This window comes from Natronogracilivirga saccharolytica, from assembly GCF_017921895.1.
In the GTDB taxonomy this organism is placed as follows: domain Bacteria; phylum Bacteroidota; class Rhodothermia; order Balneolales; family Natronogracilivirgulaceae; genus Natronogracilivirga; species Natronogracilivirga saccharolytica.
In genome coordinates, this window is sequence record NZ_JAFIDN010000005.1 from 105,924 (window position 1) to 129,894 (window position 23,971).

Sequence of the window (23,971 nt, forward strand, 5' to 3'; positions counted from 1 at the left end):
TTACCTGATTCGTTTCCTGAAAAGCTTTTTTCTTCCTTCTGTCGGCTTGCCGTCACCGTATGCTTTCCAGAATTTCTTTTCGGACTCGAGTGTGCCCATCAGTATTAACTTCTGGGTATTTTTAAGATTCAGTTCGGGATCGGGCTGCAGAATCACCCTGCCCTCTTTTTCCACGCCCACGATAGTGCACCCGGTTTTGTTCCGCACGTCCAGATCATTGATGCGTTTGCCGCACAGTTTTTTCGGCATATCGACCTTGAATATGTTCAGTCCCTCGGCCAGCATAACCACCTCCCCGCGCTGGAGATAGTTGAAAATGGCATTGGCACCCATAGTAGAATAGGACAGGGTGAAATCGGCACCGGCACGGCGGAGTGTGTGAAGATTGCGATCCAGAGTGGCACGTGAAATGATCTGAAGATCCGGCCGGAGCCTCCTGCAGTAAAGTGTCAGATAGATATTGGTATCATCCTTGTTCGGGGTGATGATTACGGTGTGCGCTTTTTCAATACCGGCATCCTTCAATACATTGAAATCGGCGGCATCACCCACGACCTGAACGTCCTGAAACTTGGTGAGATGCCCGCCGCGTTCCACAATTTTGAACGGTATCTGCCGCTCCTTGAGAGCACGTCCGACCACCTCGCCGACCCTTCCGCCGCCGAGCACGATGACCGGGGCATCGGTGGCATGATAAATCCCCATCAGCTCATCATAATTCCGGAGGTTGGAGACGGTCCCGACCACAACAAGAATGCTGTGCTCATAGATTCGGGTATCCGAGGTGGCATTGCGAAACGTTCCCCGTTCCCAGACTCCGACGATGTTGACGCCTGTCAGTTCCCGAAGCCTGGATTCGGCCAGTGTCTTGCCGACCAGCGGTGTCTGCATTGCCGGTGCTTCCGCCACTACCAGCTCCTGAAAACGGCCGATGATATGAACGCGCGCACTTCCGCCCACAACCCGCCGGACCAGTGACTGTCCCATCATTTCGGAAAGATTGAGAACCAGGTTGCTGCCGGCCAGCTTCAGGATATCCACTGCCTCATCGATGTTCGTAAACGATACCACCGGCACCGATTTGGTCAGCTCCCGGATGGTAAAAGCGACATTGGTGTTCACCCTTTCATTGTCATTGGCCACCACCATGGCAGCCTGCTCCACAGCCATCCGCCGCCATGTGTCGGGGTCATCCACACTTCCGTGAACTACATTGTAGCCGATATCACTGACTTCGAGCGCTTCATTAAGGTCGGATATGACGATCCAGTACTCATAGCCGAAAGGCTTGATTTTCTCAATCAGGGCAACAGCCACGCTGTTGTACTTCGTGATGATGATATGATCGCTTGTATCGGGCGGCAGTTTCCGGGGGGCGCGCGCCTGGGCCTGTGCCTCCAGCCACGGAGCATAAAAAAACTGGATGAAGGTGAACGGCAGCATGACAAGCAGAAATACAACTCCGGTAACCAGCACGACCGAAGAAAACACCCGGCCGATATCAGAATAGAAAACGATATCACCGAAACCCAGTGTTGACATGGTAACCAGGGTCCAGTAAAGACCGGACAGAAAACTGTGCTCCTGGCCTTCGTAGCGGCTCAGCAGCTGGAAAAGCACCGAAAACAGAAGGATCACCCCTATCAGAACGGATATAAAGAAAAGCAGCCGTTTGAAGTTGGTGCGCGTGGACCTTTTCTGGAACAAAAAGCTGAGTTCCTGTGGTAATATATTCATGTATACTTCGATCTTTTGCAAAAGCAGTGACTACAACGCAGTTCCTTGCGGAAAATCATAGTGAAATGTTCTCATAATAGTTACTTTTACATAGCCATGACATTCCGGAGGCATTGCCTGACTTCAAAGATAGGCAACAACACACTTAATTCTATAACCATTTCGAAGTTACAGCCGGCACTTCCGGACTGTAATTAACATCATTTACGCATCAATAGTATGACTGACAAGGTATCGTTTTCTCCGCTGAATTATCACAAACCTGATACACAAGAACTGATTGACCGGTCCGGGTCATTTCTGGAACTCATGAAAAAAAGACGAACCGTTCGCGAGTTTTCCAGTGAACCGGTTCCGGATGAAGTTATTTACAACTGCATCGAAGCCGCCGGCACAGCCCCTTCCGGTGCACATATGCAGCCGTGGCACTTCGTAGTTGTTAAAAATCCGGAAATAAAAAGACAGATCCGCCTTGCTGCCGAGAAAGAAGAGCGCACCAATTATGAAATGCGCTACTCCGAAGAGATGAAAAAGGATATCTCCAGGCTCGAAACCAATTTTGAAAAACCGTTTCTGGAACATGCGCCGGTGCTTATCACCGTTTTCAAAGAATCCTATCGCCTGGAAAATCAAGTACGCAAAAAAAACTATTATGTAAATGAGTCGGTCGGAATCGCCACCGGCATGCTCATTACAGCGCTGCACTACTCCGGACTCGTTGCACTTCCCCACACCCCCAGCCCGATGCGCTTCCTGAACCAGATTCTCAAACGGCCGGGTAATGAAGTGCCGACCGTTCTGTTTCCTGTCGGATACCCGGCTGAAAATACAAAGGTCCCGGATCTCAGACGAAGACCCCGCAATGAAATTATGACGGTGATCTGATTATGGCTGATGAGGAATGGCATTCTGACGACGCAGTGGAATACCCGATCAACGGGGTGCTGGACCTCCACGTGTTCCCCCCTTCCGAGGTACACGACCTGGTTCCCGAATACCTACGCGCATGTCGTGAAAAGGGCATACTGACCGTGCGAATCATCCATGGAAAAGGAACCGGCACCCTGCGAAGAATTGTGCATTCCGTGCTTGAGTCATTGCCCTGGGTAAACCGGTATCATCTTGGCGGACACGGCTGCGGAAGCTGGGGCGCAACTATCGCCTACCTGGACCCGCCTGATATAAACCCCTGAATCCGGGAGGTTCACCATTTCTCACGGACAGACCCAGCTGCCCTTCCATTCATCATCTTTCCAGTGAAAAAGCGCACGGTGTTCTCCTTCCGGATGCAGCTGCAGCCAGTCCAGCTTTGTCAGCTCGGCTGTTATCACACAAAAGTTTTCTTTTCCCGCTGCCACATCATCCTCATTGAGCGGCGAATTCAAAATATCTTCGGGCCAGGCCTGATGAGGTTTGACAATCGGTGTACCCGGAGCGTGTTTCACACAGTAAATTCTCCGCTCCCCGGGCACCAGTTTATTCCACTCATTTTCATAGAGCTCGGAACCGGGTTCGTGAAGTTCGCACCGTGATTCAAAATGGAGCTGCACCCGCCTGGAATCGTCGTAAAACAGCCAGCTCAGCCGCGGGTTCACACGCAGATCGGATACCTTCCTCGATCTGTTGTCCGTGTGGAAAAGCAGGGTACGGCCGGTCACAAACAAACTCCGCAATACGACCGTCCGCTGCAGCGGCTTGTCCCGCGAAATGGTACTGATAACGGGATAGCGGAACGGATGTCCTTTTTTTCCAACCGCTTCGGACAGATTTCTCCAGATTTGATCCAGTACTTCTTCAAGTGATGTGACTAGTTTCATAACAGGGTCCGGTCATTTTAGTATTAGAATGTCGGGAAAACGCCATCCTCTTTCTTTGGAGAATATACAAAAGAATTGCTATTCCGCTAAAAAACATGAACTGAGGCAGTGACTTGCAACACATTGTCCGCCAATTAATGGTTGCAGCTTGTCTGTGCAGGCCTTATACGCATTTCACGCAGACACAGTTGTAAACGTTGGTAAAAAATATCTTCAGCTCTGCTGGACAATTACACATAATTGACCTATAATTAATTGGTTATTAAAAACTCATTTCTCCAGCGGAGCGTCGTGCTCTGAAAAGATACGGTTCTGCCGGAAGGGTACACATAATCCAGTCATAAGCTCGGCAACACTGTTCCAAAAGCGAAAGCTTTCCATTTTCACCATATCGGAGAACTATGAAATGTCTGATGATCTGAAAAACATCAGCCGGATTGACCAGCCCTCAAAAAACACCTTTGGCTGGTTTGTCCGGATTCGGCGGGACGGGAAAAAGATCAGCCGCTTTTTTAGTGACGGAAAATTCAACGGGAAGGATGAGGCATTGCTGTCAGCCAAAGCGTTCCGTGACAAAAACCTGAAAGAGTGGGAGGGTTTTGCAAAAAACTTCGACCGTGCCATGCATCTCGGGAAAAAAAGCAATATCGGCTATCCCGGCATCAGCTACTGCGTCAAATCCAAGGTCAGAAACGGCGAAATGTATGAAGAACACGTATTTCAGGTCTCCTACTCTCCCGAAAAAGGGATCCATAAAAACAAATCATTTTATATCCCCAAAGCCAAATCAAAAAGAGAGTTCAAAAAAAACTATAAAGCCAAATTGAAACTGGCCATCAAGTTCCGGGATGAACAGATGATCCGGATTTATGGCGCCCGTTACGTGAACTACAAGAAAAAGCACAAGCTCGACCCGAAAAGGTAAGGCTTGTCCGAACATTACGAAGGCTGGCGGGTTATGCACCAGAAATGGCGCCTGCGGAAAATGTGTCCGCTTTCTGCGGAATTGCTCTTATTTTTGCGTATCCATAACCTGTTTGTCAGGACACGAAGTGTGATTTTCCGTACCTTTCCCCTTATTTTCATATCATGAGCGTGGCCTGACAAGATCGCACTGCGTAGCCGCATTCCTTTTTCTCATCCGAACACATCCTTGAATATACCATGATTGATCTTATTTCACTTCTGATGCTGCTGCTGGGACTGGCTGCAGGTTCGCTGCTGATGTTTTTTTATCTCCGGGGCGAATCTGCCAGACTGCGTGAGCGTATCGAAAGCCTTTCCCAGGAACAGAATCAGCTGCAAACAGAGACCATTACCCTGCGCGAACGAAACAACAACCTTCTGCAGCAGCTGGAATCCCTGGAAAAGGAGCGCTCCGGTCTGATGGAGCAAAACCGGGACCTGAATTCCAGCCTTACCGAAACCCGGACGACAAATCGCCACCTGGAGGAAAAACTCAGTTCATTTAAAAAAGAGATTGAAGAGATTCAGACCGGCTTCCGCGACCAGTTCAAGGTGCTGGCCGATGAGATCATGGAGGAGAAGAGTAAAAAGTTCAGCGAACAAAACAAGGTGAACATTGAGCAGCTTCTCAATCCGCTGGGAGAAAAAATTAAAACGTTTGAAAAGAGAGTGGAAGAAACCTACAAGGAGGATGTGCGCGACCGCATCTCGCTCAAAGAGCAGATCTCGCAGCTGAGTGAACTCAACAACAAGATGACCCGGGAAGCGGGAAACCTGACACGTGCCCTCAAAGGCGAATCCAAATCACAGGGATCCTGGGGGGAGATGATTCTGGAACGCATACTTGAAAAATCCGGTCTTCGCAAAGATCGTGAATATGTCGTCCAGCCCTCGTTCACCGATGACGGGCGGCGCAAGCAGCCGGATGTGATCATTCATCTTCCCGATGAAAAGCACCTGGTCATCGACTCAAAAGTCTCCCTGATTGCCTATGAAAAATATGTTTCGGCCGAAGAGCAGGAAGACCGCGCCATGCATATCAAAGACCACATCCGCTCTGTGCGAAAACATATCAAGGAGCTCAGCGAAAAAAACTATCAGAATATCTACGGCATCAACAGCCCCGATTTTGTGCTGATGTTCATGCCGGTTGAGCCGGCTTTCGGTCTGGCTATTGAACACGACAGCGAACTCTACAATGACGCCTTCGACAAGAATATTGTGCTGGTTTCCCCTACCACTCTGCTGGCTACACTCGCAACCATCTCCAACATCTGGAAACAGGAACATCAAAACCAGAATGCGGTTGAAATCGCCGATGCCGGAGGCAAGCTTTATGACAAATTTGTCGGCTTCGCCGAAGACCTGGTGGACCTTGGCAAACGGCTCGATCAGACCCGGAAAAGCTATGACGGAGCCATGAACAAACTTCAGGATGGCCGCGGAAATCTGATCCGCCAGGCGGAACGTATGCGTGACCTCGGTGCCAGATCAAGCAAAACACTTCCTGCTTCCGTCGGATCAAGGTACGAGCTTGACGATAACATTCCTTCTGATGACCGCTCGGAAACTGCCCGGGACCCTGAAAATCGTAATAAGACCGGCAATGAGACCGAAATGGAAGCAAAACCGGACAACAGCGCAGGCCGCTGAACGCATTGCGCCAATCTTGAAATATGGAATGGTTTTTATATCTTTCATGGTCTTGTCATTTTTTACAGGTCCTTCTTTCAATTAACTTTCCTTTTACCGCAATTAATTCTATGAATACCCATGGCGGCTTACCGTCACACAGAAGCATGATTATTGCCAGCATGGGTATTTCACTTCGTGACCTTCGGTTCATGAGACGTCAGAATCATAAATTTTAAACACATGAAGAAACTTATTACCGTTATTGCTCTTATCGCACTGATCAGTGCATGCAGGACTGCCGAACCGGTTATCGAACCTGAAAAGCCCCGGTTTTCTGAAGTTGATGCCCCCACTTTTTACCGCGAGGCTATGAGTTCAGACGGCATGGTTGTCACCGCACATCCTCTTGGAAGCAAAGCCGGCAGGGAAATGCTTGAAAAAGGCGGAAATGCCGTTGACGCAGCCGTCGCCGCGGCATTTGCCATCGCCGTGCTGGAACCCAATATGTCCGGACTCGGCGGCAGCGGTGCCATGACGTTCTGGAGCCACGAAAAGGGCCGGGCCGACTATCTGGATTTTTATGCCGCACTGGGAGAAGATCCCGATTATGCACTCGACATTGATCCCGACTCACTTCGTACCCGCGAACGCGGCGTAGCCATCCCCGGCATGGTGGACGGTCTGCTTCAGGCGCTTGAAAAATACGGCAATCTGGAGCGCCAGGCGGTTTTGGCACCAGCCATAGAACTTGCAGAGGAAGGTTTTACCGTGCACCACCTGCTGGCACATATTTTCGAAAACTACTCCGACAGATTCACTCATGACGAAGAAGCCAAAGCCGTGTTCTATCCTGACGGTGAGCCGCTGCGTGCCGGTGACCGGCTGGTCCAGCCGCAGCTGGCCGAAGTGCTGCGTAAAATTGCAACAGATGGCCGCGACGGTTTTTACAGCGGCGAGGTTGCCGAACGCACCATTGAAACCCTTTCCGAAGGAAACAGTGTGCTGACACTTGAAGACTTCGAAAATTACAGTGCGAATTGGCGCGGCGCACTTTGCGAGGAGTGGGACGGAAGGCGCATTCTGACATCTCCCCCGTCACTTGCCGGACACGAAGTCATACTGGCACTGAAACTGCTGGAGCGAAGCGGCATTCACCATATGGATCATCCGGTTGCTGATGGAGAGGCTCTCGGAGCCCTCGTGGATGCCATCCGCATTGCCATGGCAGACCGCACAAAGTGGCACGGGGATCCTTCTTACGTAGACCTTCCTGTTGCGGGCATGATCAGCGATGAATATGCGTCACTGCGCGCCGGCGCTATGGGCGGAGATGTTCCCGATACCATGCATGCCGGAAATCCCTGGACCGCAACGGAACGCTACACAGCCCCTTCAGCGTGTACCGGCGATGGCTATTTCCGGCTGCCGCTGAATATTGAAAAGCAGGATGAGGACTCGCTCAGGCAGCACATCCCCTCTGAGTACCTTGAGTATGCTGAGGAGGAGGACGACGACCAGCAGACCACACATATATCTGTAGTCGACAGCAAAGGCAATGCGGTATCCATGACAAATACACTCGGATTGTATTTTGGGTCAGGTGTGTTTTCTGACGGCATTTTCTACAACTCGGCAGCGACCAATTTCGGAGGCAGCTACGGCAGCATCCGCGGACCCAACCGTACCGCTCACTCCAGCACCGCTCCAACCATCGTGCTCAGTGGCAACAAGGTCGAACTTGTCGCCGGTTCTCCGGGATCCGGACGTATTCCACCAGCCGTAGTCTCGATGATCGTCCACACACTGATGTATGATCTGCATCCGGCAGATGCCATCCGCATGCCGAGAGTATTTCCCGTTCCCAACAACCGTCGCGTCCGCCTCGAGCGCGGATTTTCAGCAGAAGCACTCAAAACCCTGAATGAGCGCGGATATGTCATTGCACCGTCAAACTACCCCATGAACATGTACTTCGGCGGAGTCCAGATGATACGCGTCCTTGAGGATGGTACCATGATCGGCGTCTCCGACCCGCGGCGAGACGGCAGCCCGGCAGGACTCTGATGAATCAGACCTTATGAAACGCATCATCATCGATATTGACATCCAGAACATACTTGAGATCATAAAAAAGCGGAAAGGCAGGATATCCGCTTTTCTTGCCAGGTATTTGGTTCGGGAAGAGAATGTCCGGGAAGAAGTGGAGCGCAGAGTAGTCGATGAAGTTGAAAGAAACATCAAAAAAACGCTGAAAATCAAATTAAACCAGGAAGGGATCAAGGCCCGCCTGAACGTGCGGCAGGCCGATGAGAATACCGGCAAATAACTATTACCGGTAATCAGAAGACCTGCTTAGTATACTTGTAATCAGCAAAACAGCAACCGGATGCCGGCGTCCGGCATCCGGCACTCTGCACTTTTCACCCTGCGCACACTTCACACAGATATGCCGGCGCAGCCCGGTATTCGCTTAATCCTTCACATACCGGTCAAACCAGTCCAGAACGCGCTCCATGAAGTCAATACGATGCGCACGCTCGGTCAGGCCATGAGGCTGACGCGGATACATCACGAGCTGCGTAGTTATTTCATTGAGCTCCAGAAACTGATGAAGCTGAATGGACTGTTCGGGATGCACGCGGTCATCGGCTGATCCGTGAGCCACCAGAATCGGGGTGTCTGCACCTCTGATATGTGCAACCGGCGAGCGGTCCCAGTTGATGCCCTCGTTTTCAAACCACCAAAGATCCCAGTGTGTTATAGACATTTCGTGCGGAATGTCTGTGGTACCCATAAACGAAATCCAGTTGGACAGGCCGGCGAAGGTAATCGCTGCGGCAAAACGGTCTGAATAGCGCGTACCCGCCCATGCCGAAAAGTATCCGCCGTACGAAGTGCCGGAAATTCCCACTTTGCCGGGATCGATAGCACCTTCATAGGCCAGGTAGTCAATCCCCTTGATAACATCCTTGAACTCACGGCCCCCGAGATCACGATGATTCGCCATGGTAAACCATGAGCCCCTTCCGCCGCTTCCGCGGTAATTCGGCTTGAGTACCACATACCCGTTCGTAGCCAGCACCTGGGCCGGATACAGCGGACGGGTGTTCCATCCGTCGATGCTTGTACCTTCCGGTCCGCCATGAGGCAGGATTGCAAGCGGATAGGCGCCGTCTTCTTCAAAATCCTGCGGATACGTTACCACACCTTCGATATCAAGCCCGTCAGGTCCGTACCATGAAATCGTCTCCTGGCGGCCCAGTGTCACACCATCCAGAAAATCGTTGTTGTAGGTCAGACGCTCCCACTCACCGTCACGCAAATTGCCGAGATACACTTCGGGCGGATGGTCCCTGCGGTCAACAGGAGCAGCAAACAGTTCGTGTGATGAATCAAAGCTTGCGGAGCGGAATATTTCCAGATCACCGCCCATGAGAAGTTCAGCTTCACCTCCGGATACAGGGATTTCGCGAAGCCCGGTTTTTGTCCCCTCAAGTGCCACAAACCGCAGGGTCTGATCATCTTTCCAGACCAGCCATTCCGGAGTGCCCTCGTAATCCTCAGGAGTGATATCATCCGATACGTAGTCCCCTACCCTGGTCACATAAATGCGCTGCGGCAAGGGATCATTAATGGCTTTTGCCGCAAGGAAAGCAAACTTCGATCCGTCCGGCGACCAGGTCATTGTGGCCACCTTGCCCTGGCTCTCGGCCAGCAGCTCAAGCTCACCGTCACGGATGTCCAGCATCATGATTTCACTGAACATCATTTCGTCATCCAGTCCGGTTCCGTAGGTCGTTCTGACCGCCAGCCTCCGGCTGTCAGGCGCCCACTCGAAATCCCATACGGTCATGTCATCAGGAGTCATCGCCTCGGATACATCATCATCCTTTACCCACAACCGTACATGACGCTCATCTTCACCTGAAACATCCATATCATATCCTTGGTCACGGCGCTCCTGCACCTCTTCCGGCCAGGCATCACGCATGGTGTAGGCAAGGTGCGACCCGTCCGGTGAAAACGAAAAGTTCATCACTCCTTCGGGGGCCGAAGTATGCTTTTTGATGTCCTCTCCTTCAAAGTCGACGGAATAGACCTGCGGCGCATCATGATAATCCGGGTCGGTCATGCGGAAAGCAAGCCGGTCCTGGCCGGGCACCCACGCCGGAGCAGCCGCGCTTGAAGGTGCCTCAACAACGCCAATGTCATCCCCGGATGACAGGTCAATCAGCCGCAGCTCCTGATAGTCGCCCCCGACAGACTCATCCGCTTCCCGGGGAACCGTGATGGTGTAGGCCAGCATTTCTCCATCATCATGCAGAACGACGCTGTTTACCAGTTTAAGACCGGCTACATCTTCCGGGTTAAGCTGGGCGGATGCAACAGTTGCCGTTGAAATGAGAAGCGCTGTGACCAGGGTCAGCGATGCAAGAAATTGCGCTGATGTTGTTTTGACGCCGGACCGGTGAGTGTTCCGCCCGTATATGTGCTGCGGATTGCTTCTGAGCTCCGGTTGTCCGATAGTATTGTAGCCTTTGGTCATATTTCCAGAAATTTATATTCGAAATTCTTCCATCCACTTCCTTCTTCCCGCAGATGGAGTCAGCATTCTGACATGAACAGCGTCCGGAATGTCTCCGCCGGCTTTATTTCAGCCCCGGCAGACCGGATGCACGTGATGAATATAACAAGAAATTATGACCGGCACCTACCGGCACCGCACCCGGGTATTATTCCGGCCGGTACTCATCGCGAAGCTTGTCTTCGAAAAGCGATTTGAACTTGTCCAGTTTCGGACGGATCACCATCTGGCAGTACCCCTGATCCGGGTTGCGTTCGAAATAGTTCTGATGATAATCCTCCGCCTCATAAAACGCATCCAGAGCGGAAACTTCGGTTACAATCGGATCATCGAACACGCCGGATTCATCCAGTTTCTTTTTGTAGTGTTCGGCACGCTCGCGCTGAAAGTCATCGTGATAAAACACGACTGACCGGTACTGCGGGCCGACATCCGCGCCCTGGCGGTTCAGTGTGGTGGGATCGTGGGTCCGCCAGAAGATGTACAGCAGATCATCATATGAAATGACTTCCGGATCGTAGGTTATCTGGACAACCTCGGCATGATTGGTTTCGCCAGTACTGACGATGCGGTAGGAGGCTTCATCTTTTCGCCCGCCTGAGTAACCGGACACAACTGACTTCACGCCTTCGACGCGCTGAAAAACGGCTTCAACGCACCAGAAACATCCGGCACCGAAGGTTGCTTTTTTTTCGTTGGACATAACGCTTTCGGATAGGTTGCTGGATGCCGATGCTGCCGGTGATATCATCCACATCAGGCAGATCAGCATCGTGATTCGTATCAGGAACATGTTTCCCGGGGTAATTTGAGATGATAGAACATGGCAATGATTTCTCTGACAAAATGCACCCGGCGGGAATAACGTTCCCATTCAGTTCATTGCAGGGTTACGCCTGCGGGGGTTCCTGACCCTGATCCTGCGGCTTGGTGAACTGGAACTGATTGCTGAATGACGTTTTCAGCTCTTCCATATCATCCTCGCTGACCAGCTCATTCATATCCTTGATGCCCACCTTCTGGATCAGATTGAAAATCATCCGGTTGAAGATCATCTGGTGCGCCATGGAGGTGATCTGCATCAGCTGCTCCTGACTGATCTGCTGGTTGGACAGCTGGATTTTGTTCATGATCGGCTCGACAACGGTTTGCGCCAGTTTTGCCAGCTGCTTCTCCAGTTCCTGGGCCTGTTCGTTATTTTTGCTTGTCAGCTCTTTTCCGTCCTGATCTACTAATTTCATGAGTATATATTTTTGGATTTATTATTACTGCTTGCAATGACTAACAGCATTGTCCAACGCATCAGTCAGCTGTTTATTGGAGTATGTAAAGCAAAGGCCTGATGCCGGCTTCCGTATACCCGTGCAACACTCATTTGCCCAGCGGAAATTCCCGTGGCGGCTCGGCCTGCATCAGATGCCTCACAAAGTAATCCCACGTGCGGCGCACATGATAGGCCTCGTTGGCATATCCGTGATTCCTGTTGGGCATGACAATCAGGTCAAAGTCCTTATTCTCCCTGATAAGCTCATCCACGAGAAGCAGGGTCGTATTGGGATGGACATTGTCGTCCATCGTGCCGTAGGTCAGAAGAAGGTGGTCCTCCAGTTCTCCAGCCTTTTTCCAGATGGCCTGATCCTCGAAGGTATCCCGGTCATTTTCCCTGACCCGCGGACCCTGGTATTTCTCCCCCCAGTAGTAGGTATAGCCCCGGTTATCCATGTTGCCCGCACTGGCCACACCCGCAGTAAAGACACCGGGAAACCGGAGCAGTGCACTCATCGTGGCATATCCGCCGCCGGAGTGACCGTACATGCCCAGCCGTTCGGCATCGAACCAGGTGTGACGTTCGGCAAGCTGCTGCACAGCAGCGATCTGGTCTTCAATGCCGTTGTCGGCCATGTCTCCGTACCAGGCAGTGTGAAATGACTTCGAGCGCAGCGGAGTACCCAGCGCATCAAGCTGAATTACGATGAATCCGAGTTCAGCCAGTGCATGTGTCTGCCCGCGCCGGGCCGGTGAAAAACTGCGGGTTCCAACACTTCCGATTTGCGGACCGGGATAGATGTTGATCACAACCGGATAGCTTTCATCGGGATCGAAATCCGAGGGTTTGTACTTTAAACCGTATAAATCAGTCTCCCCGTCGCGTGCTTTGACCTGAAACGGCTCAGGCATCCGCCAGTCGGACTCCTCCAGCGGCCCGATATCAGCCTCTTCCACAGTCATGATCTCCGAGCCGGCCTTGTCACGCAGCACCGTAACCGACGGTTCGGTGAACGAGGAGTACTCATCCACATAAAACCGTCCTGACGGCGACGCTGAAATCACGTGATTGGCATCTTCGGGACTCAGCAGTTCCGGAGCCGGGACTATGGCCTGTTCGGGCTGATCCCCGGGATCAGACAGGCCGGAAAAATGGATGCTGTAGAGATGTTTCAGATAAGGGTCGCGGTCATCTTCAAGTCCGGCACCCGTAAAATGGACGGTAGCGTCGGACTCATCTACATGCAGCACATCCACCACATTCCAGTCACCGGTGGTCATCTGCCCGATCTCCCCGCCGGTTTCCAGATCGTATAAATAAAGATGTCCCCATTCATCCCGCCTTGAGTACCAGATAAACTGATCACGCTCAAAAAGAACCCGCCAGTTAGGCTTGCCCCGCGAGGTCAGATTGGATTCGAAAAATGTCCCGGCCTGCTCGCCGAATACATGGCGCACATCACCCGACTCTGTGTCGGCGATGTACAGATCCACCTCGCGGTAATCGCGCGATGTGTTCACAAACGCCATTTTCGAGGCATCCTCACTCCACATAATATCGGCCCACTGACCGTCGCGCTCCAGCCCGCAGCAATTTGAGGTGCGCTGGTGCGAAGGATCGGTATCCAGCCACACTTTGTTCTGCTCAGCCACATCGAGGACCACACGTTCGTGCATCGGAACGATGGAGTCACCCGGCAGGGCATACGGCCAGGAATCCGGAACCGGCCGGTCCTCGGCCATCTCCAGCAAATGCATTTCAGAAACCTCCCGCTCATCGAGACGATAGGTAGCTATCTTGCGGGAATCCGGCGACCAGTGCAGCACTGGTCGGTCGGACCGGAACCACCCCTGTGAGTTCGTCCCGAATCCATACCGGTACTCCCCCCCTTCAGTCAGTTCGTGCTCCTCCCCGCTGGCCATATCACGCACCCAAATATTATAATCGCGAATAAACGCCGCCCACTTCCCGTCCGGCGAAAGCACGCTGTCATCCGGACGCACCGGCAGTTCGGATTCGCGGCACTCATACTCCTCAAGTTCGCACTCCCAGCGCTTGCTGTCCGACTCAAAATCGATCACCGTTCTGTTCTCGCGGAAATCAAATGTGCGGAACGGCAGGTCTCCGGGCGAAACGCTTCGGTCCATTACCGAGGACAGCGAGTCGGCCAGACGCTCGTGATCAAACGCATCCCTGCGCTCCTCACCTTCGGCATCCACCAGATAAAAGCGGTAGCCGTCATCGGTTCGCGTCCGGTACCAAAAATAATCATCTTCAATCCATTCGGGACGGATATTGCTGCGCAGCACCTTGGACTGAAGTTCACTGTTCAGAAGCGCCGCGGCACGCCGGTAATCCTCATCGCTGAGTGACAGCACCTCGCCACCGGCTGCATCAGTATGACCTGCAGCTGATCTGTCGCCGTCGGCCACTTCCCCAGCACCTGTGCATGAAGTAAACAGCAGCATCGCAGCAATCAAAACGGCACCCGGCTGCCAAAAAACGCCGGTTGCATTCCCATTTATTACAGATTTCATGTGTTTAAAATTTTAGATTCATATGGTCAGATGCAATTCCATGACCGTGTTTAATCATGATCCTGTGTGCCCGGGCACCGGCCCGGTCATGATCATTTCATGTGTTTAAATATTTGAATTTATATCGTCACATGAACCGAAGTTCACGAAGTGAAATACCATGACAGGTTTAATCATACGCCTGTTTACCTGAGCTTATGTTCTCTCCTTGTTCATTCATTTTTTTTGGTTAAGAACTGAGGGAAGATCACAAAAGCGAACCGAACCGGCGCCACTCCACAGGTTTACCTTTGCGAATAATTCTTTTCAGGGTGATGCCGACAAGTCGCGCCTGGTATCCGGATAGGCGAATATAAACAATTCCCGGCGTTCATCGCTGACCAGATACATCCTGTTTGTTTCACGGTTGATCGCAATTCCTTCAAGATCCACACGACCGGCATGGTAAGCAGCGAGCGGCCTGCCGCCGGGATCCAGTGCGAAAACAGTTCTCGCTTCATCACTTACCACCCAGAGCACCCCGTCTTTGTCATCGAAAAATAGTCCGGACAGGTCCAGACCCTTAGCTTCTTCACCAGCACGAAAGTCAATGGGCTTGTACATTACCTGCTGCTCTCTCTCCGGCCTCGACAGGTCAAGCTCAATCAGCACCCTTGGATTCTGCTCGTTCACAACATAAATATGGTTTGTCTCCGGATTGACAGTGATCCCCTCGAGTCCGTCATTCTCTTGCTGAACTTCTACATCGACATCAAAACGGTTCAGCTCGTTGCCCAGCGTATCGTACTGCACAATCTGACGCAGCCGCTCTTCGGCGACATACAGGGTCAGGTCCTCCGGATGCTGGGTGATGGCCTCCATGTCATGCCCGCCCACATCCAGCTCATCTGCGATATTCCCCTCGAGATCAATTTTGTAGATGCTTCCGCCGGGATCATCGCTGATTGTCCAGAAATAATTGCCGGAATGATCGACATCCAGTCCGGATGGGTCGCTGATATCAAGACTGCGGGATGTAAGGATGCGCAACTGCTCAAGCCGGTTGGGCTGACCGGGAGTCGGGGCCGTCATCGGAAGTACAAAGCCGGGGTGGTCAAACTCACCGTTAAAATGCATGCGCCCGATGGATATATCGGAGCTTACATCCGGATGTTCGTAAGATATGGTATCCACAACCGGTTTCCCGGCCCACCCGGGGCCATACAATCCGACAAGTCCGCCGTTTTGCGGCAAACGGAATGAAGTGTGAATGGATTTTTCTGCAGCCGCTCCTTCACCGCTGGTCCAGATCAGCATGAGATCATCGGGCGGAATCACCGTTCCCTCGGGCAGAGCATACTGCCGGCTGGTGCCGGATTCGGGATCACGCCCGGCGATGATCCAGCCGCCCAGATCAACGGGAGCGGATTCCCGGTTGCGAAGCTCAATCCAGCCGCTGTACTGATTGAAATCCGGATCGGCAATGGTGTTTTCCTGGCGAACCATGAACTCGTTGATCAGAATATCAGCCGGTTGAAACGAATCCGGATCGGGACTGCCGCCTTCATCACCATCCTCGCCGGAATTGCCGTTTCCGTTACCCGGATGACTGCCGCCCTCATCATCATTTTGCCCGTCTTCGTTATCTCCCGAATCATCATTCCCGGACTCATCGTCACCTGACTCTCCGGCATCTCCACTGTTGCTGCCGGCATTTTCACCGGTGCCGGATCCATCAGCCTGGATATCCGGATATCCGTCCGAAACGGGATCCGAGCAGCCCGCAAGTATTATTATGAGCAGTATTGTCAGCAGAGAGTGCAAATGAGTAAAAGATCTAAACACCAGTAATATCCAGGGTCAATTGAAGTATGATATGCTGTTGAAACCGTCAGTCATAGAACCGGCGGGAATCCCGGCAAAAATGCCGCTTGAAACCCGTATGTCTTAATCGCCATTGCCAATGTTTGAAAAATATTGCCAGTGCCTGCATAATTGCCAATGCCTGCAAATGAATCATAAAGACAATTTCCAGCCAAACCTTAAAACTCTGAAACGCCCCTGTCAAAAGCAATGAAAAAAACGCTTGCATCAGGAGAAAACGATTGTTAGTTTTGTTTTTATTGGACTAACGAAAAGCAGTACAGCACTGACGATATCATAAGCGGCAACCTAAGCAACCTTGACAAAGGAAATTCAAACCATATCAAAAGCGGATAACCTCGTACACCATTCCTCCGCGAAGTGTATGTGTTGTTATATCCACCTGAATATGGCGGCGGTTGTCACGTGATATAGATTTTTTATCGATTCTGTTGAAAAGCCTGCTGCCATACCGGTTGCGGGCTTTTTTGTTTCAGGCCCGCCCTCTTGCTTTGGAACACTACCGGTAACCGAAGCTTGCAGATCAGCACAATCAGGACTGTAGAAATACATTTTACTGAATAACCTTACAACATGTCGAAACAGAACCATAACATCTCATCGGGAATGGTCTTCCTGGTCGGGGCCGGACCGGGAGATCCCGAGCTCATCACGCTGAAAGGCATGCGGATGATACAATCGGCCGATGTCATTGTAAGCGACCGCCTGGTCAACCCGCTGCTGCTGGAGCATGCCCGGGCTGATGTGCGCCACATCCGGGCCGGCAAAAATCCCGGAAAACCGTCCGTCAGTCAGCTTGATATCAACCGGACACTGATCCGTGAGGCGGAGGCGGGGAATACCGTAGTGCGCCTGAAAGGCGGTGATCCTTTTATTTTCGGTCGTGGCGGCGAAGAATGCCTCGAACTGGCGGAAGCAGGTATCCCCTTTGAAGTGGTACCGGGCATCAGCAGCGTGACCGGGGCAACCGCGTATGCAGGAATCCCGCTTACCATGCGGAATCTGGCTACCGGCTTCACTGTCATAAGCGGACACCTGCACTCTGACAGCCGTAATTACAACTGGCAGGTCCTGGCATCCACCTCCACGCTGGTAATCCTGATGGGTATGCGAAATCTTTCCGGTATTATCCGCAATCTCATCGCCGAAGGCAAGCCTGCAGGCACACCGGTGGCTCTGATCCGATGGGGTACCACCCGGCAGCAAGATACCATCACCGGCACACTTGCCGATATTCCCGAGAAGGCTTCCGGTATGGAACCACCCGTCACCATCGTCATAGGTGATGTAGTGCGGCATCACGAAACCCTGAAGTGGTTTGAACCCGAACACTCACAAGCAGCCCTCGCACTGGTATGATTTCAGGCTCTGAAATAGAAAAACTGAACAACTCATTTGAAGGGACCTCCCCTGCTCGCATCATGAAATGGGCGACCGACACCTACGGCGAGGATGCCGTGCTTTCGACCGGTTTCGGTGCTTCCGGCATTGTGCTCATGCACCAGCTTTCACTGGTCAAACCCGGAGCAACCGCATTTTATCTGGACACCGACCTACTGTTCGGGGAGACCTATGATCTGATCGACCGGATCCGTGAACGCATGGACATCCGGCTTCTTCGTGTGCGAACCAATGTCAGCCTCGAAGAACAGGCCAGAGAGCATGGTGAAAAACTGTGGGAGTCACGGCCCGATTTGTGCTGCCACATCCGGAAAGTACTGCCGCTGCAAAATTTTCTGAAGGATAAAAAGGCGTGGTTCACCGGAATTCGCCGCGATCAGTCTCCGACCCGCAAAAACACACCCGTTCTGCAATGGGATGAAAACCTTGAAGTGATCAAAGTCAGTCCGCTAGCCACATGGACGGAGGATGAGGTCTGGTCTTACATCCGGATTAATGAACTGCCTTACAATGAGCTGCACGACAAGGGGTATCCCAGCATCGGCTGCTGGCCCTGCACACGGGCGGTCAAAGAGGGCGAGGATTTGCGCGCCGGCCGCTGGTCGGATATCTCAAAAACCGAATGCGGTATTCACTCAAGGTGACCTGATATGTCTTTTTACCCCGTTTTTCTGACGCGGCTGCACGAGAATAAAGTTGTGCTATTGGGCGGAGATGAAGAGGCCGAGCGCAAAACTGCCGAACTGATTTCCTTTGGAGCCCGCGTACATGTCATCAGCTCCGAAATTACAGGCCAGATGCAGAGTTGGTACGAAGATGGTGCTTTTGAATGGACGCCGAGAGAGTACAAATTTGGTGATCTTGAAGGTGCCGGTTTTGTTGTGGCGGCCGAGTATACAAACCGTGTTGCCGCTGAAGCGGCGCAGGAAGCCGGCAAGCGAAATTTGCTGATTAATGTGATGGATAATATTCCGCTGTCGAATTCGGCTTTCGGATCGGTGGTGTGTCAGGGCAAACTGACGGTTTCATTTTCAACCAACGGGCTGGCGCCGGCGCTGGCCGTCCGGCTGAAGGAACGATTTCAGCAGGAGCTGGATGATGCCTACGGGGAGTTTCTGGCACTCTCAGAGACCATTCGCCCGGCCATCATGGAAACCATCACAGACGGTGAGATCCGCAAAAAAAAATGGTATGACTGGGTCGATTCCGAAACGATAACTCTGCTTCGTGAGGGAAACCGGGAAAAAGCCCTGGATGTGACCGAATCGATCTGGGGAAGCAGGATCATGTTGCGCTCGGGGCTCAGAAAAAACAAAGGGTTTCTGGGCTATCTCCGCGATACCTTCCGGGATTGGCTGCGGTTAGAAAAAATGTAAGCGGAGACCCCAGTCCTATAAGGTCTCCGCTTTTGGTCCGGATGCGGCTTCGGACTCTCTCTTATTCGTAATGCAATGATTTGTAAAACAACCTTCCTTCATTTTCACAATTATTATTACCACAACCTTTTTTCCACCGCAAACAGATTGCAGCCCGCAATCAACCTCAGATTATTCCGGTCTGTTTCAGGATGTGATCCACCGCCTGTTCTGCTGACAGCCTGTCGGTGTCCACCGAAATCACATGCTTGCCCTCCGGCGCCTCATGGCCGGCATCATAGCCTGTCAGTGATGCCATTTTGCCTTCCCTGGCTTTTCGGTACAGGCCTTTCGGATCCCGCTCCTGAAGCGTTTCCGGCGCACAATGCACATAAACCTCACTGAACCGGCCTTCGGGATGCAACCCCCTGACGGCATCGCGGTCGGCACGATATGGCGATACAAATGAACAGATAACCACATCGCCATGCTCAAAAAAAAGTCTTGCCACCTCACCGACCCTCCTGATGTTTTCCTTCCGGTCAGCCGGAGAAAATCCGAGATCCCGGTTCAAACCGTGGCGGACCTGGTCTCCGTCAAGCAGCATGGTACGCTTGCCCTGCTCCCACAACCGCCGCTCAAGTTCCCCGGCTATGGTCGTTTTGCCTGCCCCGGATGCCCCCGTAAGCCATATCACATGTGCAGAGTGGCCATTGCGCTGTTCCCGTTCCACCCGCGGAATATTCCACGGCTCCCAGGTCACATCGGGACTTTTCTCCTCAGGCACATCCAGTGCGGATGAGCTCGTGTTCCGTATCATTCCTGCCCCGACAGTCACATTGTCGGCGGGGTCAATCAGAATAAAACTTCCGGTGGCATTATTGAGCTTGTAAGCGTCAAAAAAGAGCGGCGTTGAAGTTTCGATGGTTACCCTGCCAATCTCATTCAGCTCCAGGCGGTCCGCATCCTCACGGTGCAGCGAATCCACATTGATGCGGTACCGGATATTTTCTATGACCGCCTGCGTACTGCGCGATGTGTGCATCAGCACATACGGCTTGCCGGACTCCAGCGCCGCTTTGTTCATCCAGCTGACCGTAGCCTCAAATTTTGTTTTAATTTCGGGGACATTGTTTTTCCGGACAATCATGTCTCCCCTGCTGATGTCGATTTCATCCGCAGTCTGCAGCACCACCGATTCACCGGTATTAGCCGCATTGCCCGGCCCGTCGGTTGTTTCAACTCCCGTTATCCGTGTTTGTTCCTTTGAAGGCAAGATGACCACCTCCTCCCCCGCCCGGATTCTTCCGGAAACCACACGACCCGCAAATCCACGGAAATCCTGATCCGGCCGGATCACATACTGTACCGGAAAGCGGAAGTCCTCTGAATTTTTCCGCGATCCCATGTTCACATGTTCAAGGTGGTGCAGAAGCGTCGGTCCCTGATACCAAGGCATCGCATCGGTACTGTTGACAATATTGTCGCCCTTCAGAGCCGACATCGGGATGAACGTGATATCATCCACATCCAGATTATCAGCAAACTCCCTGAAATCACGGACAATCTCATCGAACCGCTGCTCTCTGTATCCCACCAGGTCCATTTTGTTTACAGCCACTACCAGATGGGGAATCTGCAGCAATGACGAAAGAAACGCATGCCTGCGGCTTTGGGTAAGCACACCCTTGCGGGCATCGATCAGGATAATCGCCAAGTCAGCTGTGGATGCCCCGGTCACCATGTTGCGTGTATACTGTTCATGTCCGGGTGTATCGGCGATGATGAACTTCCGCTTCGGTGTTGCAAAATAGCGATAGGCCACATCGATGGTGATGCCCTGCTCCCGCTCGGCCCGGAGACCGTCGGTCAGCAACGCAAGATTGACGCGCTCCTCGCCGCGGCTTTGGGTCGTTGTCTCCAGCGCCTCCCACTGATCCTCGAAAATGGATTTGCTGTCATACAGCAGCCGGCCTATCAGCGTGCTTTTTCCGTCATCTACGCTTCCCGCAGTGGTAAAACGGAGCAGATCCATGTTGAGCCAGGCCTCGTCCACACCGGATTCGGGCTTTACCGAGGCTTGTGTTGTGTTGTTATTGAATAATTTCCTGGTCACGAGATTTTCTGTCTTTTTATAGATTTAATTTTGACGGTTGAGTGTGTCGGTTGAGAGCGTCGTCCTTCAGAAATATCCGAGCTTCTTGCGATCTTCCATGGCAGCCTCGGAACGTTTGTCGTCATGCCGGTTGCCCCGCTCTGTAACCCGCGCCGCAGCCACTTCGGCAATAATCTCTTCCATGCTGGATGCCTTCGAAAGTACCGCCCCGGTGCAGGTTGCATCCCCGATAGTCCGGAACCGCACCACTTTCTCCTCGGCTTTCTCATCCGGATATTTTTCTATGAAGCGGTTATCGTCAAGCCATGTCCCGCGGCGGTTGAATACGCTGCGTTTATGTGAGAAATAGATAGATGGGATCGGGATTTTTTCCGAGGCGATATACTGCCAGACGTCCATTTCCGTCCAGTTGCTCAGCGGAAATACCCGGAAATGCTCCCCCGGATTCTTCCTGCCGTTGAACAGGCTCCAGAGCTCGGGGCGCTGATTTTTGGGATCCCATTGCCCGAATGCATCCCGGTGAGAGAAAAAGCGTTCTTTTGCCCTGGCTTTTTCCTCATCCCGGCGGCCGCCGCCAAGGGCGCAGTCCACATTGTGCTCCTTTAATGTATCGAGCAGCGTAACGGTCTGAAGCGCGTTCCGGCTGGCTTCCGGTCCGGTTTCCTCCTTGACACGCCCCTTCCGGATACTCTCTTCCACACTTCCGACTATCAGACGTGCATCCGTCCGTTCGACCAGCTCATCCCGGAACAGGATGGTCTCTTCAAAATTATGACCGGTGTCAATGTGTATCAGCGGGAATGGGAAGCGGGCCGGACGAAAAGCTTTTTGCGCCAGGTGCACCATCACGATGGAGTCTTTTCCACCCGAAAACATCAATGCGGGACGCTCAAATTGCGCCGCAACCTCGCGCATGATGAACACCGCCTCTTCTTCGATCATGTTCAGGTGCGATCGCCTGTTTCTGCTGCGGTGACCGTTTGTGTTCACTTTTACCTCTTTTTCCAAAGAATCCGTATTCATTTATACTGCGATTTGATTATTTGATTTTGTTGCAAATGGTGTGTGTATTGAAAATATCTCTGCAGTTCCCGGGAGAAGCGTGATATGCATCCGCCAGAATTACATCCATAAAAGTGTCACTGTTGTCAGTGTAATCGCCATGAGGATCATGGAAACCGGCAAACCCGCTTTGAAATAGTCGGTAAACCGGTAACCGCCGGGCTTCATAACCATCAGATTGGTCTGATATCCGACCGGTGACAAAAAGCTGGCAGATGCCGCTACCGCCACAATCACACCGACGGCCTGCGGATCTATTCCGAGAGATGCGGCTGCCGAAATCCCGATCGGAACCATCAGTACCGCAGCGGCATTGTTGGTGATCAGCTCCGTAAGCAGATTGGTCATCAAATAGATGCTGAACAGTACAAACAGAAAACCGTAACCCGATGTGACATCGATTACGGATGACGCGATTCCTTCAGCAAGACCGGTGTTTTCGATAGCTGCTCCGATGCCAAGGGCCGATGCTATGACAACCAGGACCGAAAACTGTACCGAACCGGCTACTTCCCTCAGCGGCAGGATACCCGTTGTTATCATGACAGCAGCCGCTGCCAGTACGGAAATATGAGCCGGAAGGATGCCGGAAACCGGCAATGCTATCATCATCGCAAGTATCAATGCCGTCAGCCGGGCCTTTGCCGGTGAGCTTTTTACCTTCACATCATCTTCCGGCGGTGGCAGCCTGGCAGTTTCTCGCGGAGAAAACGTGTGATGTGATGCGGTGAATCCGCCCATGACATAAACCCCGCTGGGCCAGTGCGTGCTGACACCCGGCTCAAACGTTTGAGCTGCGTTCCTTCCGGCGTAGACACCGCTTGGCGCTGATGCGCCTGCCGGCCATGCTGCTGCCGGGGCCGGCCGGTCAGGCAGAAAACGGTGTCCGATAACTGCAAACCAAAGGATGATCAGTAAAGTGGCAGGAAGGGCTATCCAGACAAGCTGGAAAAAATGAAACGGTGCCGCACCACGCTCCAGCAGCATCCCGGATACGATAAGATTGGTGGACGTGCCAACCAGTGTGATCATACCACCTGTAATGGCGGCATAGGACAGCGGAATCAACAGTTTCGAAACCGAAATTCCCCTTTTTTCCGCCCAGTCCTTGAGCTGTGGCGTAAGTATGGCTACCACAGGTGTATTGTTCAGGAATGAGGAAAAGAACGATGTCGTAGTCATGATGCGAAACAGCATGCCTCCAATACCACTTTTCTCCCTCATAAGAATGTCTTCAAGCGAAGACAAAAGCCCTGATTTCCGAACACCCGCAGCAACAGCAAAAAGAGCCCCGACCGTAATGACAACCGTATGTGTGAATCCGGCCATGGCATCAGATGGTTTGATGACACCCGGAACCAGCAGTGCCAGCAATGCAGATAAAAAAAGATGCTCGGTCCGGTAACGTCCCTGCAGCAACAGCACCAATAATGCTGATATGACCAGTATGGTCCAGATGGATTTATACTCTAAACTTTCCGGCATGGAGTGCTATGTAAAAAAGTGGGTTTGGATAGATTTTGCCACGGAATTGATTACAAAAGGGTGGGGTTGCAACCCCGGCAATGTGGCATTGGTCAGACCTGCGGCAGGCTAAATGTCCGTCAGTCAGAACAAAAAAAAGCCTGCA

Annotated in this window: 19 protein-coding genes; 9 read left to right on the top strand and 10 right to left on the bottom strand. The window is 52.2% G+C overall.

The features are described from left to right. Positions 1 to 1,737, bottom strand: a complete 1,737-nt coding sequence (locus NATSA_RS08000) for a potassium channel family protein (RefSeq protein WP_210511499.1) — start codon at positions 1,735 to 1,737, stop codon at positions 1 to 3. Positions 1,738 to 1,956: 219 nt separating this feature from the next. Here NATSA_RS08000 and NATSA_RS08005 point away from each other — a divergent pair, with 219 nt between their 5' ends. Together NATSA_RS08005 and NATSA_RS08010 are read left to right on the top strand one after the other, a co-directional pair. Beyond that, positions 1,957 to 2,622 carry a nitroreductase family protein gene (locus NATSA_RS08005; protein WP_210511500.1) on the top strand — a complete coding sequence of 222 codons (666 nt, stop codon included), beginning with the start codon at positions 1,957 to 1,959 and terminating at the stop codon, positions 2,620 to 2,622. 2 nt (positions 2,623 to 2,624) lie between these two features. Next, a complete protein-coding gene (locus NATSA_RS08010) occupies positions 2,625 to 2,930 on the top strand; it encodes a Smr/MutS family protein (RefSeq protein WP_210511501.1) in 306 nt (101 codons plus the stop codon). Positions 2,931 to 2,951: 21 nt separating this feature from the next. Here NATSA_RS08010 and NATSA_RS08015 read toward each other — a convergent pair whose 3' ends face one another. Continuing rightward, positions 2,952 to 3,554: a pyridoxamine 5'-phosphate oxidase family protein gene (locus NATSA_RS08015; RefSeq protein ID WP_210511502.1), complete on the bottom strand. Its 603-nt coding sequence runs from the start codon at positions 3,552 to 3,554 to the stop codon at positions 2,952 to 2,954. A gap of 406 nt (positions 3,555 to 3,960) precedes the next feature. Between NATSA_RS08015 and NATSA_RS08020 the strand changes: the two genes are divergently transcribed. The 4 genes from NATSA_RS08020 (at position 3,961) to NATSA_RS08035 (ending at position 8,481) form a co-directional block, all read left to right on the top strand. Next, positions 3,961 to 4,479, top strand: coding sequence for a hypothetical protein (locus tag NATSA_RS08020; protein ID WP_210511503.1), 519 nt, complete (start codon positions 3,961 to 3,963; stop codon positions 4,477 to 4,479). A gap of 239 nt (positions 4,480 to 4,718) precedes the next feature. Continuing rightward, positions 4,719 to 6,173, top strand: a complete 1,455-nt coding sequence (locus NATSA_RS08025; RefSeq protein ID WP_210511504.1) for a DNA recombination protein RmuC — start codon at positions 4,719 to 4,721, stop codon at positions 6,171 to 6,173. 222 nt (positions 6,174 to 6,395) lie between these two features. Next, positions 6,396 to 8,219 carry a gamma-glutamyltransferase family protein gene (locus NATSA_RS08030; RefSeq protein ID WP_210511505.1) on the top strand — a complete coding sequence of 608 codons (1,824 nt, stop codon included), beginning with the start codon at positions 6,396 to 6,398 and terminating at the stop codon, positions 8,217 to 8,219. A gap of 13 nt (positions 8,220 to 8,232) precedes the next feature. Beyond that, positions 8,233 to 8,481 carry a hypothetical protein gene (locus NATSA_RS08035; protein WP_210511506.1) on the top strand — a complete coding sequence of 83 codons (249 nt, stop codon included), beginning with the start codon at positions 8,233 to 8,235 and terminating at the stop codon, positions 8,479 to 8,481. A gap of 144 nt (positions 8,482 to 8,625) precedes the next feature. Here NATSA_RS08035 and NATSA_RS08040 read toward each other — a convergent pair whose 3' ends face one another. The 5 genes from NATSA_RS08040 to NATSA_RS08060 form a co-directional block, all read right to left on the bottom strand. Beyond that, the gene (locus NATSA_RS08040) at positions 8,626 to 10,701 is read right to left on the bottom strand and encodes a S9 family peptidase (protein WP_210511507.1); all 2,076 of its coding nucleotides are present in this window, start codon (positions 10,699 to 10,701) and stop codon (positions 8,626 to 8,628) included. Positions 10,702 to 10,888: 187 nt separating this feature from the next. Continuing rightward, positions 10,889 to 11,443: a peptide-methionine (S)-S-oxide reductase MsrA gene (gene msrA / locus NATSA_RS08045; protein ID WP_246481746.1), complete on the bottom strand. Its 555-nt coding sequence runs from the start codon at positions 11,441 to 11,443 to the stop codon at positions 10,889 to 10,891. A gap of 187 nt (positions 11,444 to 11,630) precedes the next feature. After that, on the bottom strand, positions 11,631 to 11,981 hold the full coding sequence (locus NATSA_RS08050; protein ID WP_210511508.1) for a hypothetical protein: 351 nt from the start codon (positions 11,979 to 11,981) through the stop codon (positions 11,631 to 11,633). A gap of 130 nt (positions 11,982 to 12,111) precedes the next feature. Then, a complete protein-coding gene (locus NATSA_RS08055) occupies positions 12,112 to 14,544 on the bottom strand; it encodes a S9 family peptidase (RefSeq protein WP_210511509.1) in 2,433 nt (810 codons plus the stop codon). Between the two features lie 306 nt (positions 14,545 to 14,850). Next, on the bottom strand, positions 14,851 to 16,368 hold the full coding sequence (locus NATSA_RS08060; protein WP_210511510.1) for an SdiA-regulated domain-containing protein: 1,518 nt from the start codon (positions 16,366 to 16,368) through the stop codon (positions 14,851 to 14,853). Between the two features lie 612 nt (positions 16,369 to 16,980). On the opposite strand from NATSA_RS08060, the gene cobA reads away from it, so the two are divergent. The 3 genes from cobA to NATSA_RS08075 are packed head-to-tail and all read left to right on the top strand — an operon-like array spanning position 16,981 to position 19,184. Further along, positions 16,981 to 17,766 carry a uroporphyrinogen-III C-methyltransferase gene (cobA, locus tag NATSA_RS08065; RefSeq protein WP_210511511.1) on the top strand — a complete coding sequence of 262 codons (786 nt, stop codon included), beginning with the start codon at positions 16,981 to 16,983 and terminating at the stop codon, positions 17,764 to 17,766. Then, positions 17,763 to 18,452 (top strand): phosphoadenylyl-sulfate reductase, encoded by a 690-nt coding sequence (locus tag NATSA_RS08070; protein WP_210511512.1) that lies wholly within the window; start codon positions 17,763 to 17,765, stop codon positions 18,450 to 18,452. Before cobA ends, NATSA_RS08070 begins: the two co-directional genes overlap by 4 nt. Before the next feature lie 6 nt (positions 18,453 to 18,458). After that, positions 18,459 to 19,184 (top strand): precorrin-2 dehydrogenase/sirohydrochlorin ferrochelatase family protein, encoded by a 726-nt coding sequence (locus NATSA_RS08075; protein WP_210511513.1) that lies wholly within the window; start codon positions 18,459 to 18,461, stop codon positions 19,182 to 19,184. 166 nt (positions 19,185 to 19,350) lie between these two features. Here the strand turns inward: NATSA_RS08075 and cysN are convergent, their stop codons facing one another. From cysN to NATSA_RS08090, 3 genes are all read right to left on the bottom strand, one after another. After that, positions 19,351 to 21,198, bottom strand: coding sequence for a sulfate adenylyltransferase subunit CysN (gene cysN, locus NATSA_RS08080; RefSeq protein WP_210511699.1), 1,848 nt, complete (start codon positions 21,196 to 21,198; stop codon positions 19,351 to 19,353). Positions 21,199 to 21,345: 147 nt separating this feature from the next. Then, on the bottom strand, positions 21,346 to 22,221 hold the full coding sequence (gene cysD / locus NATSA_RS08085; protein WP_419539858.1) for a sulfate adenylyltransferase subunit CysD: 876 nt from the start codon (positions 22,219 to 22,221) through the stop codon (positions 21,346 to 21,348). A gap of 180 nt (positions 22,222 to 22,401) precedes the next feature. Continuing rightward, on the bottom strand, positions 22,402 to 23,826 hold the full coding sequence (locus NATSA_RS08090; RefSeq protein WP_210511515.1) for an SLC13 family permease: 1,425 nt from the start codon (positions 23,824 to 23,826) through the stop codon (positions 22,402 to 22,404). Positions 23,827 to 23,971 lie beyond the last annotated feature (145 nt).